20 protein-coding genes are annotated in these 26,199 nt (G+C 45.0%); 14 read left to right on the top strand and 6 right to left on the bottom strand.

Features of this window, described 5'->3' with window-relative positions; translation table 11 throughout:
- Nucleotides 1-265 precede the first annotated feature (265 nt).
- Nucleotides 266-3,016 carry a heparinase II/III domain-containing protein gene (locus HMPREF9447_RS16775; RefSeq protein ID WP_009130945.1) on the bottom strand — a complete coding sequence of 917 codons (2,751 nt, stop codon included), beginning with the start codon at nucleotides 3,014-3,016 and terminating at the stop codon, nucleotides 266-268.
- A 161-nt stretch (nucleotides 3,017-3,177) separates the two neighbouring features.
- Between HMPREF9447_RS16775 and nrfH the strand changes: the two genes are divergently transcribed.
- Genes nrfH through HMPREF9447_RS16750 form a run of 5 tightly spaced genes read left to right on the top strand, consistent with a single transcriptional unit; the run spans nucleotide 3,178 to nucleotide 8,610 of the window.
- Complete coding sequence (gene nrfH / locus HMPREF9447_RS16770; RefSeq protein ID WP_009130944.1) at nucleotides 3,178-3,768, top strand: cytochrome c nitrite reductase small subunit; 591 nt, start codon at nucleotides 3,178-3,180, stop codon at nucleotides 3,766-3,768.
- Nucleotides 3,769-3,795: 27 nt separating this feature from the next.
- A complete protein-coding gene (nrfA, locus tag HMPREF9447_RS16765; RefSeq protein WP_009130943.1) occupies nucleotides 3,796-5,277 on the top strand; it encodes an ammonia-forming cytochrome c nitrite reductase in 1,482 nt (493 codons plus the stop codon).
- An 11-nt stretch (nucleotides 5,278-5,288) separates the two neighbouring features.
- Nucleotides 5,289-6,521, top strand: a complete 1,233-nt coding sequence (locus HMPREF9447_RS16760; protein ID WP_009130942.1) for a cytochrome c biogenesis protein ResB — start codon at nucleotides 5,289-5,291, stop codon at nucleotides 6,519-6,521.
- Nucleotides 6,518-7,309, top strand: a complete 792-nt coding sequence (gene ccsA / locus HMPREF9447_RS16755) for a cytochrome c biogenesis protein CcsA (RefSeq protein WP_009130941.1) — start codon at nucleotides 6,518-6,520, stop codon at nucleotides 7,307-7,309. Before HMPREF9447_RS16760 ends, ccsA (HMPREF9447_RS16755) begins: the two co-directional genes overlap by 4 nt.
- Nucleotides 7,310-7,317: 8 nt before the next feature.
- Nucleotides 7,318-8,610: an alginate export family protein gene (locus HMPREF9447_RS16750; RefSeq protein ID WP_009130940.1), complete on the top strand. Its 1,293-nt coding sequence runs from the start codon at nucleotides 7,318-7,320 to the stop codon at nucleotides 8,608-8,610.
- Between the two features lie 67 nt (nucleotides 8,611-8,677).
- Here the strand turns inward: HMPREF9447_RS16750 and HMPREF9447_RS16745 are convergent, their stop codons facing one another.
- Both HMPREF9447_RS16745 and HMPREF9447_RS16740 read right to left on the bottom strand, forming a co-directional pair.
- Nucleotides 8,678-9,367, bottom strand: coding sequence for a Crp/Fnr family transcriptional regulator (locus HMPREF9447_RS16745; RefSeq protein WP_009130939.1), 690 nt, complete (start codon nucleotides 9,365-9,367; stop codon nucleotides 8,678-8,680).
- 82 nt (nucleotides 9,368-9,449) lie between these two features.
- Entirely contained in the window at nucleotides 9,450-10,088 is a 639-nt protein-coding gene (locus HMPREF9447_RS16740; protein ID WP_009130938.1) for a Crp/Fnr family transcriptional regulator, read from the bottom strand.
- A 196-nt stretch (nucleotides 10,089-10,284) separates the two neighbouring features.
- On the opposite strand from HMPREF9447_RS16740, the gene hcp reads away from it, so the two are divergent.
- Nucleotides 10,285-11,937, top strand: a complete 1,653-nt coding sequence (gene hcp, locus HMPREF9447_RS16735) for a hydroxylamine reductase (RefSeq protein WP_187389044.1) — start codon at nucleotides 10,285-10,287, stop codon at nucleotides 11,935-11,937.
- Between the two features lie 114 nt (nucleotides 11,938-12,051).
- Here the strand turns inward: hcp and HMPREF9447_RS16730 are convergent, their stop codons facing one another.
- Genes HMPREF9447_RS16730 through HMPREF9447_RS16720 form a run of 3 tightly spaced genes read right to left on the bottom strand, consistent with a single transcriptional unit; the run spans nucleotide 12,052 to nucleotide 16,269 of the window.
- Nucleotides 12,052-13,782: an ABC transporter ATP-binding protein gene (locus HMPREF9447_RS16730; protein WP_009130936.1), complete on the bottom strand. Its 1,731-nt coding sequence runs from the start codon at nucleotides 13,780-13,782 to the stop codon at nucleotides 12,052-12,054.
- The gene (locus tag HMPREF9447_RS16725; RefSeq protein ID WP_009130935.1) at nucleotides 13,779-15,599 is read right to left on the bottom strand and encodes an ABC transporter ATP-binding protein; all 1,821 of its coding nucleotides are present in this window, start codon (nucleotides 15,597-15,599) and stop codon (nucleotides 13,779-13,781) included. Before HMPREF9447_RS16725 ends, HMPREF9447_RS16730 begins: the two co-directional genes overlap by 4 nt.
- Nucleotides 15,600-15,657: 58 nt before the next feature.
- On the bottom strand, nucleotides 15,658-16,269 hold the full coding sequence (locus tag HMPREF9447_RS16720; protein ID WP_009130934.1) for a TetR/AcrR family transcriptional regulator: 612 nt from the start codon (nucleotides 16,267-16,269) through the stop codon (nucleotides 15,658-15,660).
- A gap of 169 nt (nucleotides 16,270-16,438) precedes the next feature.
- On the opposite strand from HMPREF9447_RS16720, the gene HMPREF9447_RS16715 reads away from it, so the two are divergent.
- From HMPREF9447_RS16715 to ccsA (HMPREF9447_RS16680), 8 genes are all read left to right on the top strand, one after another.
- Entirely contained in the window at nucleotides 16,439-16,753 is a 315-nt protein-coding gene (locus HMPREF9447_RS16715; protein WP_009130933.1) for a hypothetical protein, read from the top strand.
- 105 nt (nucleotides 16,754-16,858) lie between these two features.
- The gene (locus HMPREF9447_RS16710) at nucleotides 16,859-18,220 is read left to right on the top strand and encodes a hypothetical protein (protein ID WP_009130932.1); all 1,362 of its coding nucleotides are present in this window, start codon (nucleotides 16,859-16,861) and stop codon (nucleotides 18,218-18,220) included.
- A gap of 37 nt (nucleotides 18,221-18,257) precedes the next feature.
- A complete protein-coding gene (locus HMPREF9447_RS16705) occupies nucleotides 18,258-19,376 on the top strand; it encodes an imelysin family protein (RefSeq protein ID WP_009130931.1) in 1,119 nt (372 codons plus the stop codon).
- A 131-nt stretch (nucleotides 19,377-19,507) separates the two neighbouring features.
- Nucleotides 19,508-20,941, top strand: a complete 1,434-nt coding sequence (locus tag HMPREF9447_RS16700; protein WP_044138408.1) for a di-heme oxidoredictase family protein — start codon at nucleotides 19,508-19,510, stop codon at nucleotides 20,939-20,941.
- Nucleotides 20,942-20,988: 47 nt separating this feature from the next.
- Nucleotides 20,989-22,200 carry a porin gene (locus tag HMPREF9447_RS16695; RefSeq protein ID WP_009130929.1) on the top strand — a complete coding sequence of 404 codons (1,212 nt, stop codon included), beginning with the start codon at nucleotides 20,989-20,991 and terminating at the stop codon, nucleotides 22,198-22,200.
- Nucleotides 22,201-22,220: 20 nt separating this feature from the next.
- Nucleotides 22,221-22,955 (top strand): hypothetical protein, encoded by a 735-nt coding sequence (locus tag HMPREF9447_RS16690; protein WP_009130928.1) that lies wholly within the window; start codon nucleotides 22,221-22,223, stop codon nucleotides 22,953-22,955.
- Between the two features lie 12 nt (nucleotides 22,956-22,967).
- Nucleotides 22,968-24,122 carry a Rid family hydrolase gene (locus tag HMPREF9447_RS16685; protein WP_009130927.1) on the top strand — a complete coding sequence of 385 codons (1,155 nt, stop codon included), beginning with the start codon at nucleotides 22,968-22,970 and terminating at the stop codon, nucleotides 24,120-24,122.
- Nucleotides 24,109-26,163: a cytochrome c biogenesis protein CcsA gene (gene ccsA, locus HMPREF9447_RS16680; protein ID WP_009130926.1), complete on the top strand. Its 2,055-nt coding sequence runs from the start codon at nucleotides 24,109-24,111 to the stop codon at nucleotides 26,161-26,163. The genes HMPREF9447_RS16685 and ccsA (HMPREF9447_RS16680) overlap by 14 nt, the downstream gene beginning before the upstream one ends.
- The last annotated feature ends 36 nt before the right edge of the window (nucleotides 26,164-26,199 follow it).

Below are 26,199 nucleotides of genomic sequence, written 5' to 3'. Positions count from 1 at the left end.
CGTTTTTATGCATTTGCTTCAGCACAGCAAATATACGCAAAAAAGAATAAAAAGCATTCAGGTTGACATAAATGATGATTTTATGACTGATTTAGGGATTGTGTAAAGTTGTTTACAAGAGGGATTGCCTTGAGAAACAGTCGTTACTTTATCCCTATTCAGTCGATGCCTTATTATATCTCATTTTATACTATTGATAACCAACTAGTTGTAAATCAACCTTTGGCGTTGATTAATCTCAACAAAACAACTAAAAAATCATTGTTTATTTCAACTCTATCGCTTCCGAAGATGCTTTCAGTTTATATGCTTTCTTGTTTAGGATGATGGTACAGTTGGCTGATGCTGTATAATGCCAGATTCTATCTTTATATTCCAACAATATATTGGCAGGAGTTGCCGTCTTGATGGTTATGTTAGGGGTACTCAATAAGGTGCCATTACCTAGGAATAATATGCAGTCATTTCCTTGTTTGTTTCCCCATAATGCATAAGTGGCTTGTGCACTCATGTTTCCGCTGGTACATTTTTCTTCCGGGCGGTCGGAAGAAAGGATATAGTCGGTGCGTCCGTCCTTTTGTCTGACGCATACGCTGACGGTACTGCCGGTCGTTTTGCTTTTTACTTCTGGGAAACTGACTTCGGAAATGCAGCCGGGTTCTTTCTGCGACGAAGGTTCGTAGATGGCTACGAACGGGCGGTTCCAGGCTTCTCCCTGCTGGCGGGCTACGAAGGTCAGTGTGGGTTGTTCTTTTATGTTATAAGGCATACCCGGAGTACGGCTCAGCCCTTCCGTCATGGGAGACAGGGCGGTGAAAATTTCCCGGTCTGTTTCTCCTTTCATCCATAAGTTCATTGAAATATCGTCCTTGTCGGGCATGGCAATGGTAAATGTAGCTTTTATATCTTTGTCAGTAGTAGCCGACTTTTTATCATAGATATAAGAATAAGCATAAAGGTGGGCACCTGCAAAGGCCAGTTCTTCGGTGGGTTGCAGATTCAGGTCTGCACCGTCTGTGCCTGTCAGTGTTAGGGTTTGCCCCAGATTATGGTAGAAATAATCATGCATTTTATCACCGCCGCGTTCTTTCCGGCTACGGAAGATATCTACATAATAACCGGTTTCCGGACCGGTAGTGACAATGCTCATCATACGGGTCTGGTCGGCACGGCTTTCCGGTTCACGGAAAGAAACGTCGCTATAGGTTACAGCAGTGAAAGCTTTTCCCGGTTCGGAAGAAACAGGAAAACTGGATTTAAGATTGAAGGAGTGATTACTTTTCATAACCGGATAACTGGAAATGCCGTCTACGCATACCGTGTTATGGCTGGGAAATTGAGAGTAATATTCCAGATAATCCAGCCCACTGTATAAATAGAGGCCAATTCCGGCATCAGGAGCCAGGACATATCCCTTACCGTAAAGCTCCATGGATATGCCATTGGCATGCATGTGGTTTCCTTCACTGGCATTCAGGGATATCATAAGGCTGTGACGGGGATTCATTCCGTTTCGTTGTACCAGCCAGGAAACGTTCGGTGCATAAAAGAGGGGAGAGACATATTGTTCTATTTTTCCGGCTTCGATATTAGGATTCAGTTCCAATGGCTTTTCATCAAAGAAAGAACTGATAGAGACGGGGACACTTTTTTTATTGTCTTTGTTTTTTCCCGCATCGGGATGGAAGCATTTCAGCATGGCAGTGAAATATTCTTCCTGCTCTTTCTTTCCATTGTGCTGTGCATTTCGTATCATGCGGGATATAGGGTTGGTGTTCAGATATCCCGGGTGGGTATCGCCAAAACCACAGATCATCCGGTTGGGGAATAAATATTGCGGAGTAGCGGCTACTGCTTTAGAGAGAACCGGCATTGCTTCCACCAGGTTATAATTCAGATTCCGGTCGAAGAGGGTAGCAAAACTGGTGTAGTCATTCAGTACTACATTGCTGTATCCGGGACATTCGGCCCAGATACCTGTCTGCGGATCGAAGCCATAATCAGCTAATTTTGTCAGACTCCATTGGCGGATACTGGAGCGATTGAGTACATAATCAATGTAATATTCGCGTCCTTTACCATCGGCATATTGCTTATTGTTTTCCAGTATCATACCGATATTCATGACATAGCGAGCCTGCATCAGGTTCCAGTTGTTGTGAGGAACACCGTTTGCAATGATATTATCCGCCCATTTCTTGAAAGCTCCTGCGTATATATCCATCTTGTCGGTATGCCGGGCATTCAGGTAATCATACAGGAAATCGTAAAGGGGAACGATATCATAAAGAATATCTTCATGAATAACCTCGAAAGAACTCATTCCTACCAGCGTTTGCTGATGGCCGTGGTTGAGGTCGATGGGAACATTCCGGTAATAGATACCAGTCATATAGGTGTCGAATACTCCGGCGGCGAGTTTTGCATATCTTTCTTCTCCGGTAAGCCAGTAGAGGAAGGCTGCATCACGGGCTATACCCATGATTTCACGGTTCAGGCTCTCAATGTTGCGTCCGGTTTTAGAAGGATGTACACTCTCCATAGGGCGGCCGGGCAAGGCATTGTTACAGAAGGTCACATTTCCTTCCGCATCGTCATCGTATGGCACTACATCTTCCAGACGGGGACGTCCGTGGGTGGCAAATGTGCCGCGCGTACCGGTGTAGCGAACGGTGGGTGCCGGTGCTTTTTCACCTCCGGCATGGTCGAAGGTTTCACCTTTTATATATACATCCGTAGCATGAGACTTCCAATACATGGCAAGGCGCGAAAGTAACCAGTCCGGTTGGGCGTCTGTTAGGTTAGCATAAAGATCGGTTCGCCTTTTCAATTTCTCAAATACGTCTTTTGCCCAATCTTCTTTTTCTATCAGATTCAGGGTTTCACTCTTACCGTCGCTGTCTGTCAGGTAACGCGGATGGCTGTCCGGCAACTGCTGCTGGAAGGCGATTTTTACCTCCTGGGCCTGTAATATTCCTGAAAAAAGAAGGCATATCAATAAACTAAGTGCTTTCATATTCTATCAATAACATTAGGTGTTTAAAGAATATACGGATGAGGGTGGATAATTACTCAACGAAACTATGTAAAGATAGCGCAAAACTATGCAAAAGATGTAATCATTATTACACTTTTTAAAAAATAAACCCGCTACTTTTGTGAAAAATACTATTTCCTATGAAGAAATTGTCATTTATAAACAGGTTTTTACCTTCGTACAAATGGAAAGTGGCCGCGATTGTCATCTGTGGCATTGTTGTGGGCGGGGGAGGCTTGTTCATGTATCTGCTGCGGGCGCATACCTATCTGGGGGATGATCCGTCGGCATGCGTGAACTGCCACATCATGGCACCTTATTATGCCACCTGGTTCCATAGTTCGCATAGTCGTGATGCCACTTGTAATGACTGTCATGTTCCTCATGAGAATGCCGTCAAGAAATGGACGTTCAAAGGGGTGGACGGTATGAAGCACGTGGCGGCTTTCCTCACCAAGAGCGAGCCGCAGGTCATCAAGGCTCATGGAGCCAGTTCGGAGGTAATCATGAACAACTGTATCCGTTGCCATACGCAACTGAACACGGAATTTGTGAAGACCGGAAAAATAGACTACATGATGTCTCAGGTGGGAGAGGGAAAGGCTTGCTGGGACTGCCACCGTGATGTGCCGCATGGCGGAAAGAATTCATTGTCGGCTACGCCCAATGCGTTGGTTCCTTATCCCGAGTCGCCTGTGCCCGAGTGGCTACAAAAGATGCTGAAGAAATAATGAAAATGAAATAAAATCAATATACTTATGGAAAAGAAATTGAAATCATGGCAAGGCTGGCTGCTGTTCGGTGGTTCGATGGTGGTCGTGTTTGTATTAGGATTATGTGTTTCCGCACTGACGGAGCGACGGGCGGAACTGGCAAGCGTGTTTAATAACCGCAAGACCGTCATTACAGGCATCGAAGCCCGTAATGAAGTCTTTAAGGATGATTTTCCCCGTGAATACCAGACCTGGACGGAGACGGCAAAGACTGATTTCCAAAGCGAGTTCAACGGAAACATCGCCGTTGATGTGTTGGAGCAACGTCCCGAAATGGTGATTCTGTGGGCGGGATATGCCTTCTCTAAAGATTATTCCACCCCCCGCGGACATATGCACGCGATTGAAGACATCACGGCAAGCCTCCGTACGGGTGCGCCTGCCACGGCGGAAGACGGTCCGCAACCTTCTACTTGCTGGACGTGCAAGAGCCCGGATGTTCCCCGCATGATGGAAGCTGTTGGTGTGGATGCTTTCTATAATAATAAGTGGGGTGCCATGGGTTCTGAAATAGTGAATCCTATCGGATGTGCCGATTGCCACGAACCGGAGAATATGAATCTGCATATCAGTCGCCCGGCTTTGATTGAGGCTTTCGCACGTCAGGGAAGGGACATCACGAAAGCTACTCCGCAGGAAATGCGTTCGCTGGTATGTGCGCAGTGCCATGTGGAATATTACTTCAAGGGGGATGGCAAGTATCTGACTTTCCCTTGGGATAAGGGCTTCACAGTGGAAGATATGGAGGCTTATTATGATAATGAAGGTTTCTACGACTATATTCATAAACTGAGTCGTGCACCGATATTAAAAGCACAGCATCCCGATTATGAAATTGCCCAGATGGGGATTCACGGGCAGAGAGGCGTTTCTTGTGCCGATTGCCACATGCCTTATAAGAGTGAGGGGGGCGTGAAGTTCAGCGACCATCACATTCAAAGTCCGTTGGCGATGATTGACCGCACTTGCCAGACTTGCCATCGTGAGAGTGAAGCGACATTGCGTAATAATGTGTACGAACGTCAGCGTAAGGCTAACGAAATCCGTAACCGTCTGGAACAGGAACTTGCCAAAGCTCACATTGAGGCTAAGTTTGCCTGGGACAAGGGTGCTACGGATGATCAGATGAAGGATGTGCTCGCCCTTATCCGCCAGGCTCAGTGGCGTTGGGATTTCGGTGTGGCTTCTCATGGCGGCGCTTTCCATGCTCCGCAAGAAATTCAGCGTATCCTTTCACACGGACTGGACAAGGCTATGCAAGCCCGTCTGGCTGTATCGAAAGTGTTGGCTAAACACGGCTATACGGACGATGTGCCCATGCCGGATATCTCTACTAAAGACAAGGCACAACACTATATCGGCCTGGATATGGATGCGGAAAGAGCTGCTAAGGACAAGTTCCTGAAGACAACCGTACCCGCCTGGTTGGAGAAAGCGAAAGCTAACGGTCGTCTGGCTCAGATATAAGAAAGAGGCATATGTGGAACAGACCGTGGGGATATAAAGAAGGCTGCTTGATTGGCGCAGGTCTGCTGTTGACGGGCCTGCTATTGCAGGTGACTATAGGCGAGATACACTGGAGTTTGTTTGCCTATCCGGTTAACATCATTGTATTGGTGGTGTATCTGGCCGGAATAGTAGCTATGCATTGCCTGCGCAAGCGCGTTTATTTCTTTGGATGGATGAGCCATTATACGGCAGCGGTGTCTTCCCTTCTGTGGGTAGCGGGCATTACAGTGGTGATGGGACTCATTCGCCAGACTCCTTCCGGGCATCCGGCGGATGTATTGGGATTTTCACGGATGCTTTCGGCATGGCCTTTCGTGTTGCTCTATATATGGTTGGTGATAGTGCTGGGGCTGACTACACTCCGTGCAGGATTTCCTTTCAAGTGGAAGAAGCTTTCTTTTCTGTTGAATCATGCCGGGCTGTTTATTGCTTTGGTTACGGCAACTTTAGGCAACGCTGATATGCACAGGTTGCGGATGACTACCCGTATAGACAATGCCGAGTGGCGGGCAACCGATGAACACGGTAAGTTGATAGAACTTCCGCTGGCCATCGAGTTGAAAGATTTCACAATTGACGAATATCCTCCAAAACTGATGTTGATTGACAATGAAACAGGACGCACATTACCCGAAAAAGCACCTGAACATCTGTTGCTTGAAGAAGGTGTGACGGATGGACAGTTGGCTGATTGGTTGGTATCTATCCGGCAGACTATCCCGTGGGCGGCTTCCATCGCCACGGAAGATACATTGAAATTTACCGAATTCCATTCCGTAGGTGCCACGTATGCCGTTTATCTGCAAGCTCTGAACAAGAAGACGAAAGCTACGAAAGAAGGTTGGGTGAGTTGCGGCAGTTTCATTTTCCCTTATAAGGCATTGCGCCTTGACTCATTGACAAGCCTTATTATGCCGGAACGTGAGCCGCAACGCTTTGCATCGACAGTGAAAGTTTATACGGAAGATGGCAAGACACTGGAAGATACGATTGCAGTGAACCACCCCCTGAATGTGGCGGGATGGAACATCTACCAATTGAGTTATGATGACACGAAAGGACGCTGGAGCGACATCAGCGTTTTCGAGTTGGTTCGTGATCCGTGGTTGCCGGCTGTTTATACAGGTATCGTTATGATGATGCTTGGTGCTGTCTGTTTGTTTATTAACGCACAAAAAAGAAAAGAGGAGGACGCTGAATGACGTGGGATTATTTTGTACCGTTTGCCATTGCTGCCCTGCACTTCTGGGGCTTCGGCGCGTTTGCCGCCTGGCGAGGGAGAAAACCGGTGATAGCGGGCGGGCTTACTCTGATAGGACTTGCCATTTTCTTCTGCTTCATTGTGGGTATGTGGATTTCGCTGGAACGCCCGCCTATGCGAACGATGGGAGAGACCCGCCTGTGGTATTCTTTCTTCCTTCCGTTGGCCGGACTTATCACGTATAGTCGCTGGAGGTATAAGTGGATACTTAGTTTCAGCTTTATCCTATCATTGGTATTTATCTGTATCAATATCTTCAAACCGGAGATACACAACAAAACCCTGATGCCAGCTTTGCAAAGTCCGTGGTTTACGCCTCATGTCATAGTGTATATGTTTGCTTATGCTATGTTGGGAGCGGCTGCGGTGATGGCCATTTATCTGCTATGGTTCAAGAAGAAACCGATTGAGAGCAGGGAAATGGACTTGTGCGATAACCTGACTTACGTAGGTCTGGCATTTATGACATTGGGTATGCTTTCAGGTGCTGTATGGGCTAAGGAGGCTTGGGGACATTACTGGTCGTGGGACCCGAAAGAAACATGGGCGGCTGCCACTTGGTTCTCTTACCTTATATATATACATTTCCGGCTCGGCAAACCGCTGCTGCATCGCAGGGCTTTAATATTACTTCTGATATCATTTGTTTTACTGCAAATGTGCTGGTATGGCATCAACTACCTGCCTTCCGCACAGGGAGCGAGTATTCATACTTATAATTTAAACTGATAATCATTATGAAAACTACTTATTGGGCAATGCTTCTCATGCTTTTGCCAAGCATGGCGTATACGCAAACTACAGAAAAAGAGAATGAATTTTCAATGTCTATCCAAATCAGACCCCGCGCAGAGTATCGTAACGGTGCTTTGGTTCCCCGCAATGAAGGGGAGGAGCCTGCGGGGTTCATCAACAACCGTGCACGCCTCTCTATGGAGTACAAGCGTTCTGACTTGCAGATGAAGATTTCTGCACAGCACGTTGGTGTATGGGGACAGGATCCGCAGATTGACAAGAACGGCCGTTTCATTATGAACGAGGCATGGGCCAAACTGAACTTCGGTGAAGGATTCTTTGCCCAACTGGGACGTCAAAGTCTTGTTTATGATGATGAACGCATCTTGGGAGGACTGGACTGGAACATAGCCGGACGCTACCATGATGCATTGAAACTGGGCTATGCCAACCCCAACAATCAACTGCATCTTATTCTCGCCTTCAATCAGAATGATGAGACTAAAATAGGCGGTACCTACTATCAGCAAAACGGCGCGCAGCCCTATAAGAATATGCAGACGTTCTGGTATCATTATTTCTCCAGCTATACTTCTTTCGATGCATCTTTATTGTTCATGAATCTGGGTATGGAAACCGGTGATGCCGCCACTAAAGAATCTCACACCCGTTATCTGCAAACGATGGGAACTTATATTACTTATAAGGATAACGGCTGGAATGTGGACGGTGCTTTCTACTACCAGATGGGTAAAAATCTGAATGCGGAAAAGGTATCTGCTTTTATGGCAAGCCTGCAAGTGGCTTATGCTTTCGCATCGAGCAGCCTTGAACCTACTTGGACGATAGTGGCAAGCGCCGATTATCTGAGTGGCAACAGCGGTGGTAGCGATAAATATAAAGCCTTCAACCCTCTGTATGGCACGCACCATAAATTCTATGGTGCCATGGATTATTTCTATGCTTCCGACTTTGTATCCGGGTATGCTCCCGGTTTGTTTGACAAGCGTCTGGGCGTTCGTTTCCGTGCTTCCGATAAGGTGGATATGGACTTGAACTACCATCATTTCTCTACAGCGGCAAAGTTATCGGGCTTGAAGAAAGCATTAGGCTCGGAAATGGATTACCAAATCAACTGGTCGGTGATGAAAGATGTGAAGCTCTCTGCCGGATATTCCATCATGCGCGGAACAGAGACTATGGACGTAGTGAAAGGTGGCAATCATAAAAGTTGGCAAGATTGGGGATGGGTTTCAGTCAATATCAATCCCCGTGTATTGTTTGTAAGGTGGTAAGATAAAAAATGATTTTTCTCTCTAAACTATTGTTTACTATATTAGAAAAGTACGTATAAGACATCTCTTATACGTACTTTTCTAATAATGCTTCATCCAAAATCCGTACTGTTTTTCCTTCCATTTCTATAATTCCTTCCTTTATCATTTTATTGATTTCCTTCGACAGTGCCGGACGGGTTACGTTCAGATATTCAGCAAGTGTGGCCTGGTTATGTATAATGTTGACCGTCGTGGTATTCTTTTTCCTGTGTTCCAACAGATAGACCACAAAGCGTTCCCGTACAGTTTTCCGTGAAAGCGTTTTCAGGCGCGTTACCGTGCAGACATTGCAGTTACCGGTGATACATAGAAAATTGTGTAATATCTTTGGCTCTTCACTGATGAGTTTGAACATAGACTCTTTACTGGCCGTGAGTAGTATGCCGTCTTCTATAGCCGTAAAAGTTGCCGGTAGTGTTCCGTCCGAGCTGAACAAGTGAGGAGTGGCAAATGCGCGTGCAGCTACGATATACTCAATCATGACTTCATTGCCTAATCCATCGATGATATCGACCCGCAGTTTTCCTTCCAGCAATACGTATAGCTTTTTGCAAAGGGTTCCCTGAGTAACTATTATATCTTTCTTGTTGACTTCATATACTGAGAGGTCCAATCTGTCAAGCAATGAATGCTTGATGTTGAGCGGCAAATCCCGGAATAAGGGAATGCGGAATAATTGCTCTTTATACTCATCGGTCAATGCGATTTTCTTCATTGCTTATATTAGATGTTTGGTTGCGCAAATATAGGAATTATATGCGGATACAAGGCAAAGTGAAAGTAAGAACTTTTTAAAGTTACAGGTATTTCCCGGCATTTATCTCGTCAATTCTCATCTCCTTACCCTCTATTAGTATGCAACCTTCGTTAGTCAACTCCGATAAGGCACGTGCCAGCGATGGGCGGGCTACTGCGAGTATATGTGCTACCTCTTGTTGTGAAGTGATGGTGCCGTGCATCTTTATGTAGTTAAGTAAGCGTGATTTCAGGCTTTGCAAGGCAAACTCATTCAATTTCTTGGAGAGGAAGAGACTACGGTCGGATATCAGTTTCAGGAAATTTTGCATAACTACCGGATGTTGATGTATGAACTCCAGAAATGCATCTTTGTTCAGTATAACTACTTCGGCAGCTTCCAGTGTTTCGATATTTACCGGAAAACGGTTTTCGGATGCAAAGATGAACGCAGGGGCAAGGAGTCTGGGAGCCCGCAAGGTCTCTATGGTCAGTTGCTTTCCTTCTGAACTGACCATTTGTGTGCGGACAGTCCCATAGCACAGGATATAGAGCGAGCGGTATATGTCTCCTTGCAAGGCAATGAAATCTCCCGGTTTATAAGACTTAAGTGTATGTTGGTGTGACAGAATGAACCGCAACAGCGTTTCCTCTGTTATACCTTGAAACAATGGCATCTGCAATAATACATGTGGTTCCATTCTTTTTAAGTTTTTTGTGATTGGGTGTAACATAGGTGACAATTTACCTGCAGTAAACACTCCATCTTTGCACAAAGATAATGCAAATCGAATGCAGAACTTTCATGCTCGCATGAAAAAGTTGTGCTGAGATGCAGCTTATCTTCTTTAAAGATAATGCAAATGTATTTTATAACTAAATAAAAAGAATAAGATGATGGAAGCTAAAATGTTTTGTTATCAATGTCAGGAAACCATGAAAGGAACGGGCTGCATCCTGAAAGGTGTGTGTGGAAAAGAGAGTCATACGGCAAAAGCAATGGACTTGCTGATGTTTGTAGTGCGTGGTGTATCAGTAATCGCTGACGAACTGAGGAATGCCGGACATGCTGTATCTCCTGAGGTGAACCGTTTCGTTGTGGATTCTTTGTTCTGCACTATTACGAATGCCAATTTCGATGATGAAAGTATTCTCTGCAGAGTTGATAAGGGTATGGAGTTGCGCAATCGTTTGATGGAAGAAGCAGGGAATAAGGGCATTTCTCTGCCGGCAATTGACGAACTGCAATGGCAGGGTGGTCGTGAAGAATATGCTTCTAAGGCGGAAACGGTTGGTGTGTTGCGTGAGCCGGACGTAGACCTACGCTCTCTGAAAGAGTTGATGACTTATGGATTAAAAGGTATGGCTGCTTATCTGGAACATGCTATGCGCCTAGGTTATGATGATGCCTCTATTCACACTTTTATGCAACATGCTTTGGCTGCCAGCGCCGCAAAGTCACTCTCAGCAGACGAATGGGTGAAGATGGTGCTACAAACCGGAGAATATGGTGTGAAGACTATGGCTTTGCTGGATAAGGCGAACACCAGTCGTTACGGTAATCCGGAGATTACCAAAGTAAATATCGGAGTAGGAAAACGTCCAGGCATTCTGATAAGCGGACACGACCTGAAAGACATGGAAGAGTTGCTAAAACAAACCGAAGGCACAGGTGTGGATGTATATACGCATAGCGAAATGCTTCCTGCTCACTATTATCCCGCTTTCAAAAAATACTCTCACTTTGTGGGCAACTATGGAAATGCGTGGTGGAAACAACGTGAAGAGTTCACCACCTTTAATGGCCCTATCCTGTTCACTACGAACTGTATTGTTCCCCCGTTAGCAAATGCTGAATACAAAGAACGTATGTTCACTACGAACTCTACCGGTTATCCCGGTTGTAAATACATTCAGGCAGATGCCGAAGGCAGAAAAGACTTCTCTGAAATTATCGAGATAGCCAAGCAATGCCAGCCGCCTACGGAAATAGAACATGGTGAGATTATCGGTGGCTTTGCTCACAATCAGGTATTGCAACTGGCGGACAAAGTGGTGGATGCTGTGAAGAGTGGCGCTATCCGTAAATTTGTAGTGATGGCAGGGTGTGACGGACGTATGAAAAGCCGTGACTACTACACTGAGTTTGCCAAAGCATTACCTAAAGATACGGTTATTCTGACTGCAGGTTGTGCCAAGTATCGTTACAATAAATTGCCTTTGGGTGACATCAATGGCATTCCGCGTGTGTTGGATGCCGGACAGTGTAACGACAGTTACTCTTTGGCAGTCATCGCAATGAAATTGAAGGAAGTGTTCGAACTGAACGATATTAATGAACTTCCTATTGTATATAACATTGCCTGGTACGAACAAAAGGCGGTCATTGTTTTATTGGCACTGTTAAGCCTGGGTGTGAAGAAGATTCATTTAGGACCTACGTTGCCGGCATTCCTGTCGCCTAATGTAGCGAAGGTGCTGGTAGATACTTTCCAGATAGGCACTATCAGCGATGTGGAGGATGATTTGAAGATATTCCAGTTATCATAAGCTTTTTAAAAGACTCTATTTAAAAGAGCTGAAAAAAGGATGTGCAAAAGTCGCCGGGTTATATTCCAGACGAGTATTTGCACATTCTTTTTGTGTTAGGTCGTTAGATAATCACTACAATTTCCAGCCCAGAGTCTTTTCCTGTATCCCCCATAATCGGGCATACAGACCATTATTATCAAGTAATTCCTGATGCTTGCCCTGCTCTACAATGCGTCCTTCTTCCAGTACCACGATGTTATCGGCATTCTTAATCGTCTTCAGCCGATGGGCGATAACGATAACTGTGCGTCCTGCAATCAGTGTATTGATGGCACGCTGCACTTCCACTTCATTTTCCGGATCGAGTGATGCGGTTGCTTCATCCAGTAGCACTACAGGAGCATCTTTCAGTATGGCGCGGGCGATGGAGATACGTTGTTTCTCTCCGCCTGATAGGGTACAGCCACCTTCACCTACCTGTGTATCATACCCTTTTGGCAATCGCATGATGAAGTCGTGGCAACATGCCTTGCGTGCAGCCGCTTCTATTTCTTCGTCTGTGGCATCCGTCTTACTAAAGCGGATATTATTACGAATGGTATCCTGAAACAGATAAACATCCTGAAAAACCATCGAGATATGGCTCATCAGCGATTCCGGTTCCAGGTCCTTCATGTCTATTCCATTAAATAAAACCTGTCCCTGCTGTGGATCGTAGAAACGGGCACATAACTTTAGCATCGTACTTTTCCCACTGCCCGAAGGACCTACCAGTGCGGTAAGCGTATTCTTACGCAACGTTACTGAGACGTCATGCAGCACTTGTTTCTTCTGATAGCCGAACGATACATGATAGAAAGTGATGTCACCGCTTTGGGGCGCTTCCCCGCTTCCCTGCATTTCCGGTTCATTCATCAGGTTGAGGATACGTCCGCCGGCGATGGAGAAATAGCGGAATTCTGCGAAGTTAGTCAGTGCCGAAGTCAACGGATCGAAGACACGGGAACCGACGACGAGGAACATGACAAATGTGAGCAGGGATAAATCTCCGCCTATAAGCAGGTATGTACCGCAAAGAATCATCAGTGTCAGCCCTGCCCGTATCAGTGTGACAGACAACAGGATGAACGGACCTAGCAACGCCTCCTGCCGGATACACGCACGGCGCAGTTCTGCGAAAGCATTTTTCAGACGGACAAATTTATCACCCAGCAGATTGTAGGCTTTCATCACTCGTATTCCCTGCAAGTATTCTTCCAATCGGTTGCCTGCATTGATTTTTGCTGCAATCTGCTTGCCGCTCAGTTTGTATTGTATATAGGTGCTGCCAAACAAAATTCCCACGGCAAGCGGCAGTGCGATGAACATGGCAACGGCCATCCGCCAGTCTATCCATAGCAATCCGAGGAAGGCGAGTACCGGCATAACAAGTGCTCCCATTAACTGGGGCAAATGGTGTGAAATTCCCGTTTCCGCCATCGTGAAGTCTGTTATCAGCATAGATGACAAGTCGCCCGGATCACGACGTGACAGGAAACCTAATGAAAGTTTCCGCAAATGTTCCGCCAGACTGACGCGGCCTGCTGCACTCATTTCGTAAGCACCCCGGAAGTTGGCACGGTACGAAGCCCGTTCGGCAAATACCATGACAAATATGTATGCTACAAGTATAGCAAAGATCGTCCAGAGCCGTTCCGTGTCCAATGGCATTCCGCTACCGTCGAAAGCGCGGAATATCACATTGATTGCTTCGATGGACAGGCAGAACGGGACAATATTCACCAGGTTGGCGAGCATCGTGTAGCCCACAGGTTTACGAAGCCGTTCAGTGTGTCCTATCGTAATATTTTTTATTGCATTCATTCTTTTACCTCCTTCTTACTGTTTAGTTCCCATTGGAACGCGTCGGTGTAAGCGTCCCACATATTCTTATATAAACCTTCTGTTTTACTCAAGACCTCGTGCCGCCCGTGCTGCATCAGCTCTCCTTCATTCAGAACAATGATTTGTTGTGCCGAAACGATGGACGAAAGGCGGTGGGCAATGATGATGACGGTCTTGTTCTGAATCAGATGCTGCAAAGCCTGCTGCATCTTATATTCGTTCTCCGGGTCGGCAAAAGCAGTGGCTTCGTCCAGCACCAGGATAGGGGCGTTTTTCAAGATAGCCCTTGCCACACAAACGCGCTGCGCTTCACCCCCCGAAAGATAAACTCCCTCATCACCGATACGGGTTTCGTAACCTTGCGGCAGACTTTCTATGAAATCGTGGCACTGTGCCGCTTTCGCAGCAGCTATCACTTCCTCGCGTCCCGCAGTGGAATTGCCTACCCGGATATTTTCATACAGCGTATCAAAGAAAAGGAAGCTATCCTGAAACACAAAGGAAACAATATCCATCAGTTTCTCGGTAGATATATTTTTAATATTGACTCCGCCGATAAGTATTTCACCTTCTGTTACGTCCCAGAAGCGGGGAATAAGATTGGCTACCGTGGATTTTCCGGAACCTGAAGGACCTACCAATGCCGTAATCTCGCCTTGGCGTGCCGTGAAGCTGATGTTGCGCAACGCTTCGGTACGTGTTGTCTCTGCCTTGTTTTCATAGGCAAAGCTCACTTTACGGAATTCTATATCATAGTCCGCAGGCACTTGCAGCACTTGTGCTTTCGGCACAGGTTGTTCAGAGAAGATACGGTCGATGCGTTCTACCCCTTCATCAATTTCTCGTGTACCCGATCCGAGGAACATCAGTTTATAAATAGGAGATGCCACGCCGGGGCCCATGATAATAAAAAACAGGTAAATGGCAGCCAGTGCCAGATTGTGCGGCTCATGGCTCAACAGGAGTAAGCCCACCGGCAGAATAAACGTGATAAGAGAGTTCAGCAATATGGTGAAAGTCACCATTCCGGATTCATAAGTATCGCACACTTTCAGCGCATACTCCTTGTATGCTTCAATTTCGCTATTGAAACGTCGGAACGATCGTACACTCTGACCGAAAATCTTCACTACAGGCATGCCGCGTACATATTGCACGGCCGATGCACTCATTTGTTCCTGTGTATCGAAATAGATTTTAGTGAATTCCTGCGCTTTCTTTCCGAAGAAGTTAGCGAATTGCAGCCCTATGCTCAGAGCGATGCAAAACAAACAGACTGCCGCCATCCAGCCATTGAGTGAGAAGAAGATGATGAACATCATGGTCACCGTAGCCACTACATTTACCAGATCAGGAATGGTATGTGCGATGAAGTTTTCTATCTTTTCTACATTCTGTTCCATAATCTTTTTGATGCTTCCGGTGGACGTGTTGTTCAGGTATCCCAGTGACAGCCGTCCGATGTGTTCCGACAATTTGATGCGCAAACCGTAAAGGATACGGAATGCCGCCACGTGCGAGGCCATCAGTGCCGCATAAAGCAGCAATAACCCTCCAATCAACCCGAAGAAAGCAAACCATCCCCAGTATATCAGCAATTCACTGTCTATCTGTGCCAGATTGCCGGCATGTTCCAGCAGCTCCTGCAACACACAATATATCGACCAATAAGGCACCAACATGCACAAAGCGCTTCCTGCCGACAGAATTCCGGCCAATATAAGCAGCCCTTTCCGCTCGCCTGCAATCTCAAACAGGCGGGCGATTCCTTTTTTCTTTTTCCTTTTCTCTTTCATAATCTATTACATTTTAAAAACGAACAATATTCAAAACCGTTCAAAAAAAAGAGAGAGCTTATATTTTCATAAGCTCTCTCCAACCAGTTACTTCGAATGTGATGTATTCCGTCACTATCTGTTCCAGATCTCCTATCCCGACTCGATGCATTATCAATTCTTCAAACATGGTGAACATCCACGCCGTGTGCAGATGGATGGAAAAGTCGGATACGTTGATGTTCATTTGAGGATGTTTTTCTTTCATTTCTTTGAAGTACTCTTTCACCAATGAGGTGGAGTGTTCAGTGAATTCTTCTTTAAAGCGTTCCAGAGAAGAGCCTTGTGCATGGAAGAACAACAATACTAATAATTTGCGATGTTCTTGTATCAGTGTTATGTATTCCTCTATCACATATCGTAGGTAATCGGCGGAATACATTTCCATGATGTCTGCTCCATAGCGTCCATGATGTTCGTGCAGCATCCTTTCAAATGCACTGATGACAGGTCTTACTACTGTGCGGAAGATTTCGTCCTTATTTTTAAAGTAATTATAGATATTACTCAAGCCCACCTGTGCTTCTTGCGCTATTTCGCGCATGGATGCTTTCTGAAAGCCTTTCTGCAAGAAAACTTTCTCGGCGGCTTTCAGAATATCTTTTTGTATGTCATCTTTTGGGTATTGCATGAACTTTATTTTTTCCGGTTGCAAAGTAGGGGAGAATTCGGGTTTCGTGAAATACCTATTAATGATGGTTTTTTGTTAGATTTTTATAAAAATCACAATTATTGGGTATTGTCAAGATGGCTAAAAGCACGCAACTTTGCCGCGAATAATTAAAGATGTAAACTACTATATGGTAAAATTAACTCGTAGTGGAAAAATAGTCGGTCATTCTTCTAATTGTAAGAGATGGGGAATGCTGTCTATTCTTGTTGTTTTTGTGGGTAGCATGTCTTTCCTGCTCTATTCTTATTTCTCGCATGATGCGGGTAATCCTTTGTGTAACTGCTTAATTTGTACTTTTAGCCATACTCCTGAGGAAGGAGAGTATGTATATAATCGCTATCTGATTTTTATCAGTCTGATTTGGATTGCTGTCATTTTTGCTATTATCTTTTTTGCCAACTGTTGCTTTGTAAAAAAGAACAAAAAGAAAAAACGTTCGTAAAAGTACCTACATGTTATTATTTTTAATGATATTATACTCATATTTGGGTATTGTTCGCCTTTTAAACTCCCTCTACCTTTGCGCCAACAAAATTTAAGATAAAAGATGGAAAAATTAACAAGATTGTGTGCCCTATGTTTCTTGTTCTTTACCAATACTTTACAGGCTGTTGAGCCCGAAAAAGTTATCTCAGTGGAAGAACAAACGGAAACTACGGTGAAAAAAGAGCAGGTAGCAAATGACGATGACTACAAAAAGTTCCGCTTTGGTGGATACGGAGAGATGGTGGCGAAATTCATGAACTACGGAACAAACCGTTTCTATGGCGGCGTCGATAATAGCGATCATCGCAACACTATTGCTATTCCCCGTTTTGTGTTGGCTTTTGACTACAAGTTCAGTTCTAAATGGATACTGGGTGCTGAAATTGAATTTGAAGCAGGAGGTGTAGGTATCGAAACTGAACTTGAGAATTCAGAAAACGGTGAGTATGAAACAGAAATGGAAAAGGGTGGAGAAGTGGCTCTCGAACAGTTCCATATTACCCGTCTGATACATTCGGCTTTCAATGTTCGTGCAGGTCACCTGATTGTACCTATCGGTTTGACTAACGCTCATCACGAGCCTATCAACTTCTTCGGAACTTCCCGTCCTGAGGGTGAGACAATGATTATTCCTTCTACCTGGCATGAAACAGGTTTGGAATTCTTCGGTTCTTTTGGTAAGAGATATGCACGCTTCGATTATCAGGCGCTGATTGTTGCAGGTTTGAATGCGGACGGTTTCGGTCGTGATAATTGGGTAGCGGGCGGCAAACAAGGACTCTTTGAAGCGGATAATTTCACTTCACCGGCTTATGTGGCTCGTCTGGACTATAAAGGTGTGCCGGGATTGCGGGTAGGCGCTTCATTCTACTATTGTAGGGATGTTACAGCCAATGCTGATAAGAACTATAAGTATAGCAGCGTAGGCCGTTCGTCAGTGACAATATATTCTGCTGATGCGCAATTTAAGAATAAGTATGTCACTGCCCGTGGTAATATCATTTATGGAGATTTGGATAACTCTTCAAAGATAAGTAAAGTTACTCTTTCCAATAATTCCAATTACTATCATGGTGCCATGCGTAATGTTGCTAAAAATGCGATGTGCTATGGTCTCGAAGCTGGGGTCAATTTGAGTGCTTTCTTCCAGCGGAAAAAGTGTCCGGTCATCTATCCTTATGTTCGCTATGAGTACTATAATCCGCAGGAAGAGGCTGAGGGAACTGCCATGATTGAGAAACGTTGCCAGGTGAGCAAATGGACGGCAGGACTTAACTGGTTCGCTTTGCCTAATCTGGTTGTGAAAGCCGATTACACTACACGCAAGATTGGTACGAACAAAGTATTTGGATCTACCAAATATAACAATGAGAATGAGTTTGCCATCGGCATAGCTTATGTCGGTTGGTTTGTGAAAAAATAGTTTTAGATAGGTTTTTATAATTTAATGTTTAAGTAATATGAAGAAGTTTTTTTATTTGTCGGCCCTGGCTTTGGGCTTGATGTTCACTGCTACTGCTTGCAGTGATGATGATACCACAGATGTAGATGCTAAAAATCTGGACTACACGCCTGAGAATGCAAGTAGTTGGGGAAATTACATGCGTGTAGTTGCGCAATTGTTGGTAAATGATGCCACGGCTCTTTATGATGACTGGGCAGTTAAATACAACGAAGGTGACAGTTATGCTAATTTCTTTAAGAATCAGGATGCTTTAACGAGTGTTGAGCAACTGATTGACGGTTGTGTTGATATTGCCAATGAAGTAGGTACTGCCAAGATTGGTGACCCTTATGATCTTTTCATACATAATAATGAAGAAAAGGCTTTGTATGCTGTGGAATCATGGTATAGCTGGCATTCTCGTGAAGACTATCGTAACAATATCTATTCTATTCGTAATGCCTATTATGGAACACGTACAGGTGCTATTAGCGAGTCATCTCTTTCAAAAGCGGTAGCGGCAGTAAATGCCTCTCTCGATACAGAAGTGAAAAAAGCTATTGATGATGCAGCAGCAGCTATCTGGGCTATCCCGAGTCCTTTCCGTAACAATATTAATAGCGAAGAAGCTGTAAGTGCTATGGAAGCTTGTGCAACTTTAGAGGAAGTGCTCAAGGGAAGTCTGAAGAGTTGCATTGAAAGTATTGATAAAACCGTATTGTCAAAAGTTGTAGCGAATTATGTGGATGTGGTTGTATTGCCTACCTATGCTGACTTGAAAGCAGGAAATCAGGCTCTCTTCAATGCTGTTGAAACTTTCCGTACTTCTCCCAGTAATGCTAACTTTAAGGCTTGTGCCACAGCATGGCTCACTGCCCGCGAACCATGGGAAACCAGTGAAGCGTTCCTTTTCGGTCCTGTTGCAGACAAAGGTCTTGACCCCAATATGGATAGCTGGCCGCTCGACCAGGATGGTATCGTACAGATTTTGACTTCCGGTAACTATTCTGATTTGAATTGGGATGGTGACTATGATGAAGAAGATGATAAAATTGCCGGTGCGCAGGCATTGCGTGGTTACCACACTTTGGAGTATCTGATCTTCAAAGACGGTGAAGCTCGTACCGTTCAGTAAAACTCCTGTTTTGCAGGAAATGAGATTTTGCGGAAACGGCAGGATAAAATGAATATTCTGCTGCTTCCGCAACATCTGCGTTAAAAAGATAAATGTTAGTTACGTATTTTGCAATAATAATTCAAGAACGCATGAATGGTTTATTAAAATATTTATTTTCAATATGTTACTCGCTTCTGGTTCTGTGCGCCTGCGAAAACGATGGAATTGATGTGGATGATATAGAAGTACCTTCCGGGTTTGCCCTTTCTGCCGGTACTGCTACCAACTTCCTGACCTCCTCTTTCGCTTATGACAGGTCTGCCGACTGGATAACGGGAGAATACGACAAGCGTTTTACCCGTGGCGATAAATTGTATGATGACAATCGTACCAGTAGCAGCGGAATAGGTGGTGGATTGGGACCGGTCTATGCCGGTTATTCTTGTGGTAGCTGTCACCGCAATGCAGGACGCACGCAACCTACCTTATGGAGTGAAGGTGGTTCCGGAAGTTCCGGTTTTTCGTCTATGTTGGTTTATATTAGCCGTAAGAACGGAGCTTTCTTCCAGGACTATGGGCGTGTGCTTCACGATCAGGCAATTTATGGTGTGAAGCCGGAGGGAAAGCTGAAAGTAGAATATACTTATGAAACTTTCCAGTTCCCTGATGGGGAGAAGTATGAACTCTGCAAGCCTAATTATTCCATTTATGAATGGTATGCAGACAGCATCAAACCGGAAGATTTGTTTTGTACGGTGCGCATTCCTTTGCGTCACGTAGGTATGGGACAGATGATGGCCCTCGACCCTGTTGAAATAGAAGCTCTTGCCGCAAAGAGTAATTATCCGGAGTATGGTATCAGCGGTCGTTGTAATTATATCACCGAGAGAGGTGTGAGAAGTTTAGGCTTGTCCGGTAACAAGGCGCAGCATGCCGACCTGACGGTAGAGCTTGGTTTCTCCAGTGATATGGGTGTCACCAATAGCCGTTATCCCGAAGAAATCTGTGAAGGACAGGCACAAGTGAATCAAGGCAGTATGATGGGACTTTCTTATGCCCAGCTTGAAGTTTCGACAGAGGAAATGGAAAATGTGGATCTCTACATGCAGAGCCTCAGTGTGCCGGCACGTCGCAATATAAATGATGAACAGGTGAAGCGAGGAGAACAGAACTTCTATAAAGCAAAATGCCATCTTTGTCATGTCACCACTCTTCATACCAAACCACGCGGTTCTGTCCTGTTGAATGGAACTCGTCTTCCGTGGTTGGGCAGCCAGACTATTCATCCTTATTCCGACTTTTTGCTTCATGACATGGGTTCTGAAATCATGGGCGTAGGGTTGAATGATAACTACGTAAGCGGTCTGGCCCGTGGTAACGAATGGCGCACTACTCCGCTTTGGGGCGTCGGACTACAGGAAACCGTAAACGGTCATACTTACTTTCTGCACGACGGACGTGCCCGCAACTTTGTGGAAGCTATCATGTGGCATGGTGGTGAAGGTGAAGCATCTAAGAATCTTTTCAAGAAGATGAGCAAAGAAGACCGTGATGCTATGGTCGCATTTTTAAAATCACTGTAAAAGCGAATAACGAACAATAAAACCAATAAGTATTATAATAAGCAATTATGAAGAAATTAATTTTAATGGTTGTAATGGCCTCCCTTTCGTTGGCTGCTAGGGCACAGCATGAAGAAGATACTGAAAACGGTGTGGTTTCACTTGCCGGAAGAGAGGGATTCACTATCGAGACAAAGAAGGGTGACTTTGTATTCAAACCCTATCTGCTGGTACAGACCTGTGCTAATTTCAATTGGTACGACGATGAAGGTCTGGATAAGGCATACAACCAGGACAATATAGCCAACTCCGGCTTTTCTATCCCTTATGCCGTGCTGGGTTTCACTGGTAAGGCATTTGGCAAAGTAGCTTTCAACCTTTCTATCAATGCGGCTGCCAGTGGTGGTGCATTGCTTCAGCAAGCATGGTTCGATGTGCAATTCAAAAAACAATTTGCAGTGCGTGTCGGTAAGTTCAAGACTCCCTTTGCGCATGCTTATCTGACAACGTTGGGCGAAACATTATTGCCGCAGTTGCCCGTTTCGTTGACTTCTTCCGTCATTCTGCCTTACTCCCTGAATGCAGTAACTCCCAATATCGGTACAGGCTTTGATTTGGGGGTCGAAATTCACGGATTGCTGGCTGACAAGTTTGGTTATGAAGTGGGCCTGTTCAATGGTACCGGTGCTGCTGTGAATACGGCTACAAAAACGATGAGTGACGATTGGCACATCCCTTCTTTGCTGTATGCAGGACGTTTCACTTACATGCCTAAAGGTGTGATGCCATCTACTCAGGGTAACCCCAACCGTTTGAGTGAAGATAAAATCATGTTCGGTGTGTCAGCTTCCATTAATGTGGAAAGTGAGAATGAAAGTACCAACGATAGCCGTGTAGGATTGGAATTTGCCATGTTGAAGAATAAGCTCTATCTGGCTGCCGAAGCATACTATATGAATGTAGGCTTCACTGACCGCCAGAAGATTAATGAATCTTACAACTACCTTGGTGGTTATGTACAAGGTGGTTACTTTGTTGCCCCCCGCTTGCAGGCTGCCTTGCGTTACGACTTCTTTAACCGTAACGGTACAAGTGATGACGGATTCCTGAACATGCCGGCAGTAGGTATGAATTATTTCTTTAAGGGTTGTAATCTGAAATTGCAGGCTATGTACCAGTACATCGCCCGTACAGGTCATGAAACGCAGCTCGACCGTGATAACGATAATTTAGGTTTGGCAACTCATTCTGCAACAGTAATGTTGCAATATACTTTCTAAAAAAAACGAAGAGAGTGGTTATGAAAAACTATATATTATTCTTTGCTGCTATCTGGATGACGGTTTGCTTTTGTTCGTGTGATGACGGAAGAATCTATGAACAGAAGGTCGATATAGCACGCGGAGGACGCACCTTGAAGTTGACAGGCCGTTTCAGTGGACTCAGCAATTGGGCAGACGGATACAGTGTGGTTGTGGCAGGCTTCAATGATAAGAGTGAGTATGCAGTTATCACGAAGTCACTGCCCGTCAATGTGGCCGATGGAAGTGAGATTGTGATGACACTCGGCGGCATCGGTGATGAGGTGACAGCCTTGAAGTTGTGTGTTGTCAATCGCCTGAGAGAGTGCGTCGTTGACTTTCATACGATAGAAAGCGAGGAGCTTGCTGCTGTAACAGATACCATCATGATAAATGCCGGTACACTGGATGTCGGCATGTACAGCACTATTCAGTCCCAGGTGTTTGATAAGAAATGTACGATGTGTCACGGTGAGACTGGTTCTGCATCAGGTAACTTATTTTTAACGGCAGGTAAAAGTTATGATGCGATGGTCAATCAACCTGCCCATAAAAACAGTGATATACTGTTGGTGAAGCCCGGCAAAGCAGAAGAAAGTTTTTTGCATCTGGTTTTAAACAGAGATGGCGATACGAATATGCACCATTTGGATTTGTTTTCTGAAAAAGAGCAGCTATCTTTGAAGCTGATAGATGACTGGATTAATGACGGTGCTTTTTTGAACAACAAGTAATTTATATTGGATATGAACAACAATAAACAACGAATTAACCAATCAGAGAATACATTGACCGAGATTTTTAAATATGAAGTAGAGCAAGGAGTTTCAGAGTATCATGTGATGATTCACTCCACCCGGCCGGAAGATACTTATGAACAGCAATTGAATGCGGTAGCCGATGCCTACAACGATTTGCTGGCAGGTGAACTAAAAGGTGCTGTAGCCGTATTTAAACGTTGCTTTTTAAGTGATGCAGCCAATCAGGCGGACATTTTGCTGGCTCTTATTACCGAGAGCTCCGATTGTGCCCTTTCCATTGTGGAACAGCCTCCTTTGGATGGAACAAAAATAGCTTTGTGGGTTTATTTGCAGACCAATGTGCAGACGCGAGTATTGCACAATGGACTTTTTGAAGTGAAGCATGGAGCTTACCGTCAATTCTGGGGAGGCAGTGCTTTCAATCGTGCCGCAAGCTCAGAATATCAGACCCGTTTGCTGCTGAACGATTACGTGATGCAACTTATGGAACAAGGCTGCACATTGGCAAACGACTGTATCCGCACCTGGTTCTTCGTACAAAACGTAGATGTGAATTATGCCGGTGTGGTAAAGGCACGTAACGAAGTCTTTATCACCCAGAATCTGACAGAAAAGACACATTACATTTCCAGTACAGGTATCGGCGGGCGCCATGCAGACCCCAAAGTGTTTGTACAAATGGATACTTATGCTGTGGCTGGTTTGAAAACGGAACAAATTCACTTCCTTTATGCTCCTACACATCTGAATCCTACCTATGAATATGGTGTCAGCTTTGAACGCGGCACCTATGTGGATTACGGTGACCGCCGTCAGGTATTTATTTCCGGTACGGCAAGCATCAATAATAAAGGTGAGGTGGTGTATCCCGGTGACATCCGCAAGCAGGCTGAACGGATGTGGGAAAATGTGGAAACTTTGCTGAAAGAAGCAGACTGCACGTTTGATGATTTGGGGCATATGATTGTTTATCTGCGTGACATTGCAGATTATACGGTTGTGAAAAAGATGTATGACAAGCGTTTTCCTGATACCCCTAAAGTTTTTGTACATGCACCCGTATGCCGTCCGGGGTGGCTGATAGAAATGGAGTGCATGGGTGTCAAGTCTTTGAAGAATGAGGATTATGCGTCCTTTTAAATCTTCTCTTGTCATTTTATATATCTGTCTTGTAGCTTTGCTTGCTGCGACAACATTTATGGAACATGCATATGGGACAGAGTTTGTAGAAAAGTATGTTTATCACACGATTTGGTTTTGTTGTTTGTGGGGAGTACTTGCTGCCTTGATGATTGCCGCGCTGGTCAAGCGGCAATTGTGGCGGCGTCTCCCGACATTGTTGTTGCATGGCTCCTTCCTTGTTATCTTGGTGGGAGCCATGATTACGTTTCTATGTAGCAAAAAAGGATATATGCATCTCACGGTAGGCACTGAGGTGGGGTGTTTCATAGAACAGGACAGCAAGCGGGTCGTAGAACTGCCTTTCGCATTGTGTCTGGACAGTTTCCGTGTGAAGTATTATCCGGGAACAGAGGCTCCCGCTGATTATATCAGTTATATCCATGGTGCGGAACCTATTTCCATGAACCGTATTCTTTTCCGTCAGGGGTATCGTTTCTATCAGTCTTCTTTTGATGAAAATGAACAAGGTAGCTGGTTGTCTGTGAACTATGATCCGTGGGGGATAGGGGTTACTTATGCAGGATATATAATGCTGGGTATCTCTATGCTATGGATGCTTGCCAGCCGTATGGGAGAGTTTCGCAGGCTGCTCAGGCATCCGTTGCTCAGAAAGGGAGGCGTATTTGTATTGCTGATATTTGGTCTGGGTGGAACGGTACAGGCTGAAAACAGAAGTCTTCCTGCATTGGCACGCAAACAGGCGGATAGTCTGGCTTCCAAACAAGTGATTTACCACGACCGTGTGGTACCTTTTAATACGCTTGCACATGACTTTGTTTTAAAACTGACCGGAACCTCTTCATATGGAGGCATGACCCCCGAACAAGTGATTGGCGGTTGGCTATTGCGTCCGGAAGTTTGGCAGAATGAGCCGATGATCTATATAAAGAGTGCGGAACTCCGTCATTTACTTCAACTGTCGTCTCCTTATGCCCGCCTTACTGACTTGTTTGACGGACAAAACTATCGTTTACAGGAGTTTTGGAAAGGCGGTCAGAAACCTCATCAAAAAATGACTTCGCTGGAAAAGGCCATTATGGAAACAGATGAAAAGGTAGGTCTGATATTGATGCTTCGAAATGGAACACTGATCCGCCCTTTGCCGGAAGATGGGAGTGTAAAGCCTTTATCAGAAACAAAGGTGTGTGCCGAATTGCTGTATAACCGTATTCCGTTCAGTAAACTGATGTTCATGTTCAATCTGGCGGTGGGATTGCTGGCATTCTTTTACGTGCTTTATTGTAGCATGCGTTCTTTGGCTGGCAAGTTGATTCCTGTTCTTACTATTGCTCTCTATGTGTCACTCTTCTGTCAACTTTTTAGTTACAGCTTGCGGTGGTATATTGGTGGGCGCGTTCCATTGAGCAATGGATATGAAACGATGCAATTCATGGCGCTATGTACGCTCTTACTGACGTGCTTGTTCCGGCGCCGTTTTTCGTTTGTATTACCTTTCGGATTTCTTCTCTCAGGATTCGCTTTATTAGTGGCTTATCTTGGGCAGAAAAATCCTCAGATAACTCCACTAATGCCTGTTCTACTGTCTCCGTGGTTAAGTATTCATGTTTCTCTTATTATGATATCTTATGCCCTCTTTGCATTTATGATGTTGAACGGATTATTGGCATTTTGTATAGGAGGGTGGAGAAAAGAGAACGTAGGCAACGAGATTCCGGACGGGCGAAAGATCCGGGTGAAACAATTAATGCTGCTCAGCCGCCTGATGCTTTATCCAGCAGTCTTTTGTCTGGGGGCCGGTATTTTTATAGGTGCCGTCTGGGCAAATGTTTCCTGGGGGCGTTATTGGGCCTGGGACCCGAAAGAAGTCTGGGCCTTAATCACTTTTATGATTTATGGTGCCGCATTTCATGGACAGTCTCTGGCTATATTCCGGCAACCCCGTTTTTTCCATTGTTATATGGTGCTGGCTTTCCTTACCGTACTGATGACTTATTTCGGAGTGAATTATCTGCTTGGCGGCATGCACAGTTACGCCTGATAGAGTCACAATAAAAAGAAGAATGCCTGCGGGGAA

The organism is Bacteroides oleiciplenus YIT 12058, assembly GCF_000315485.1.
Taxonomy (GTDB): Bacteria; Bacteroidota; Bacteroidia; order Bacteroidales; family Bacteroidaceae; genus Bacteroides; species Bacteroides oleiciplenus.
This window is presented reverse-complemented; position numbering and strand designations above follow the sequence as displayed.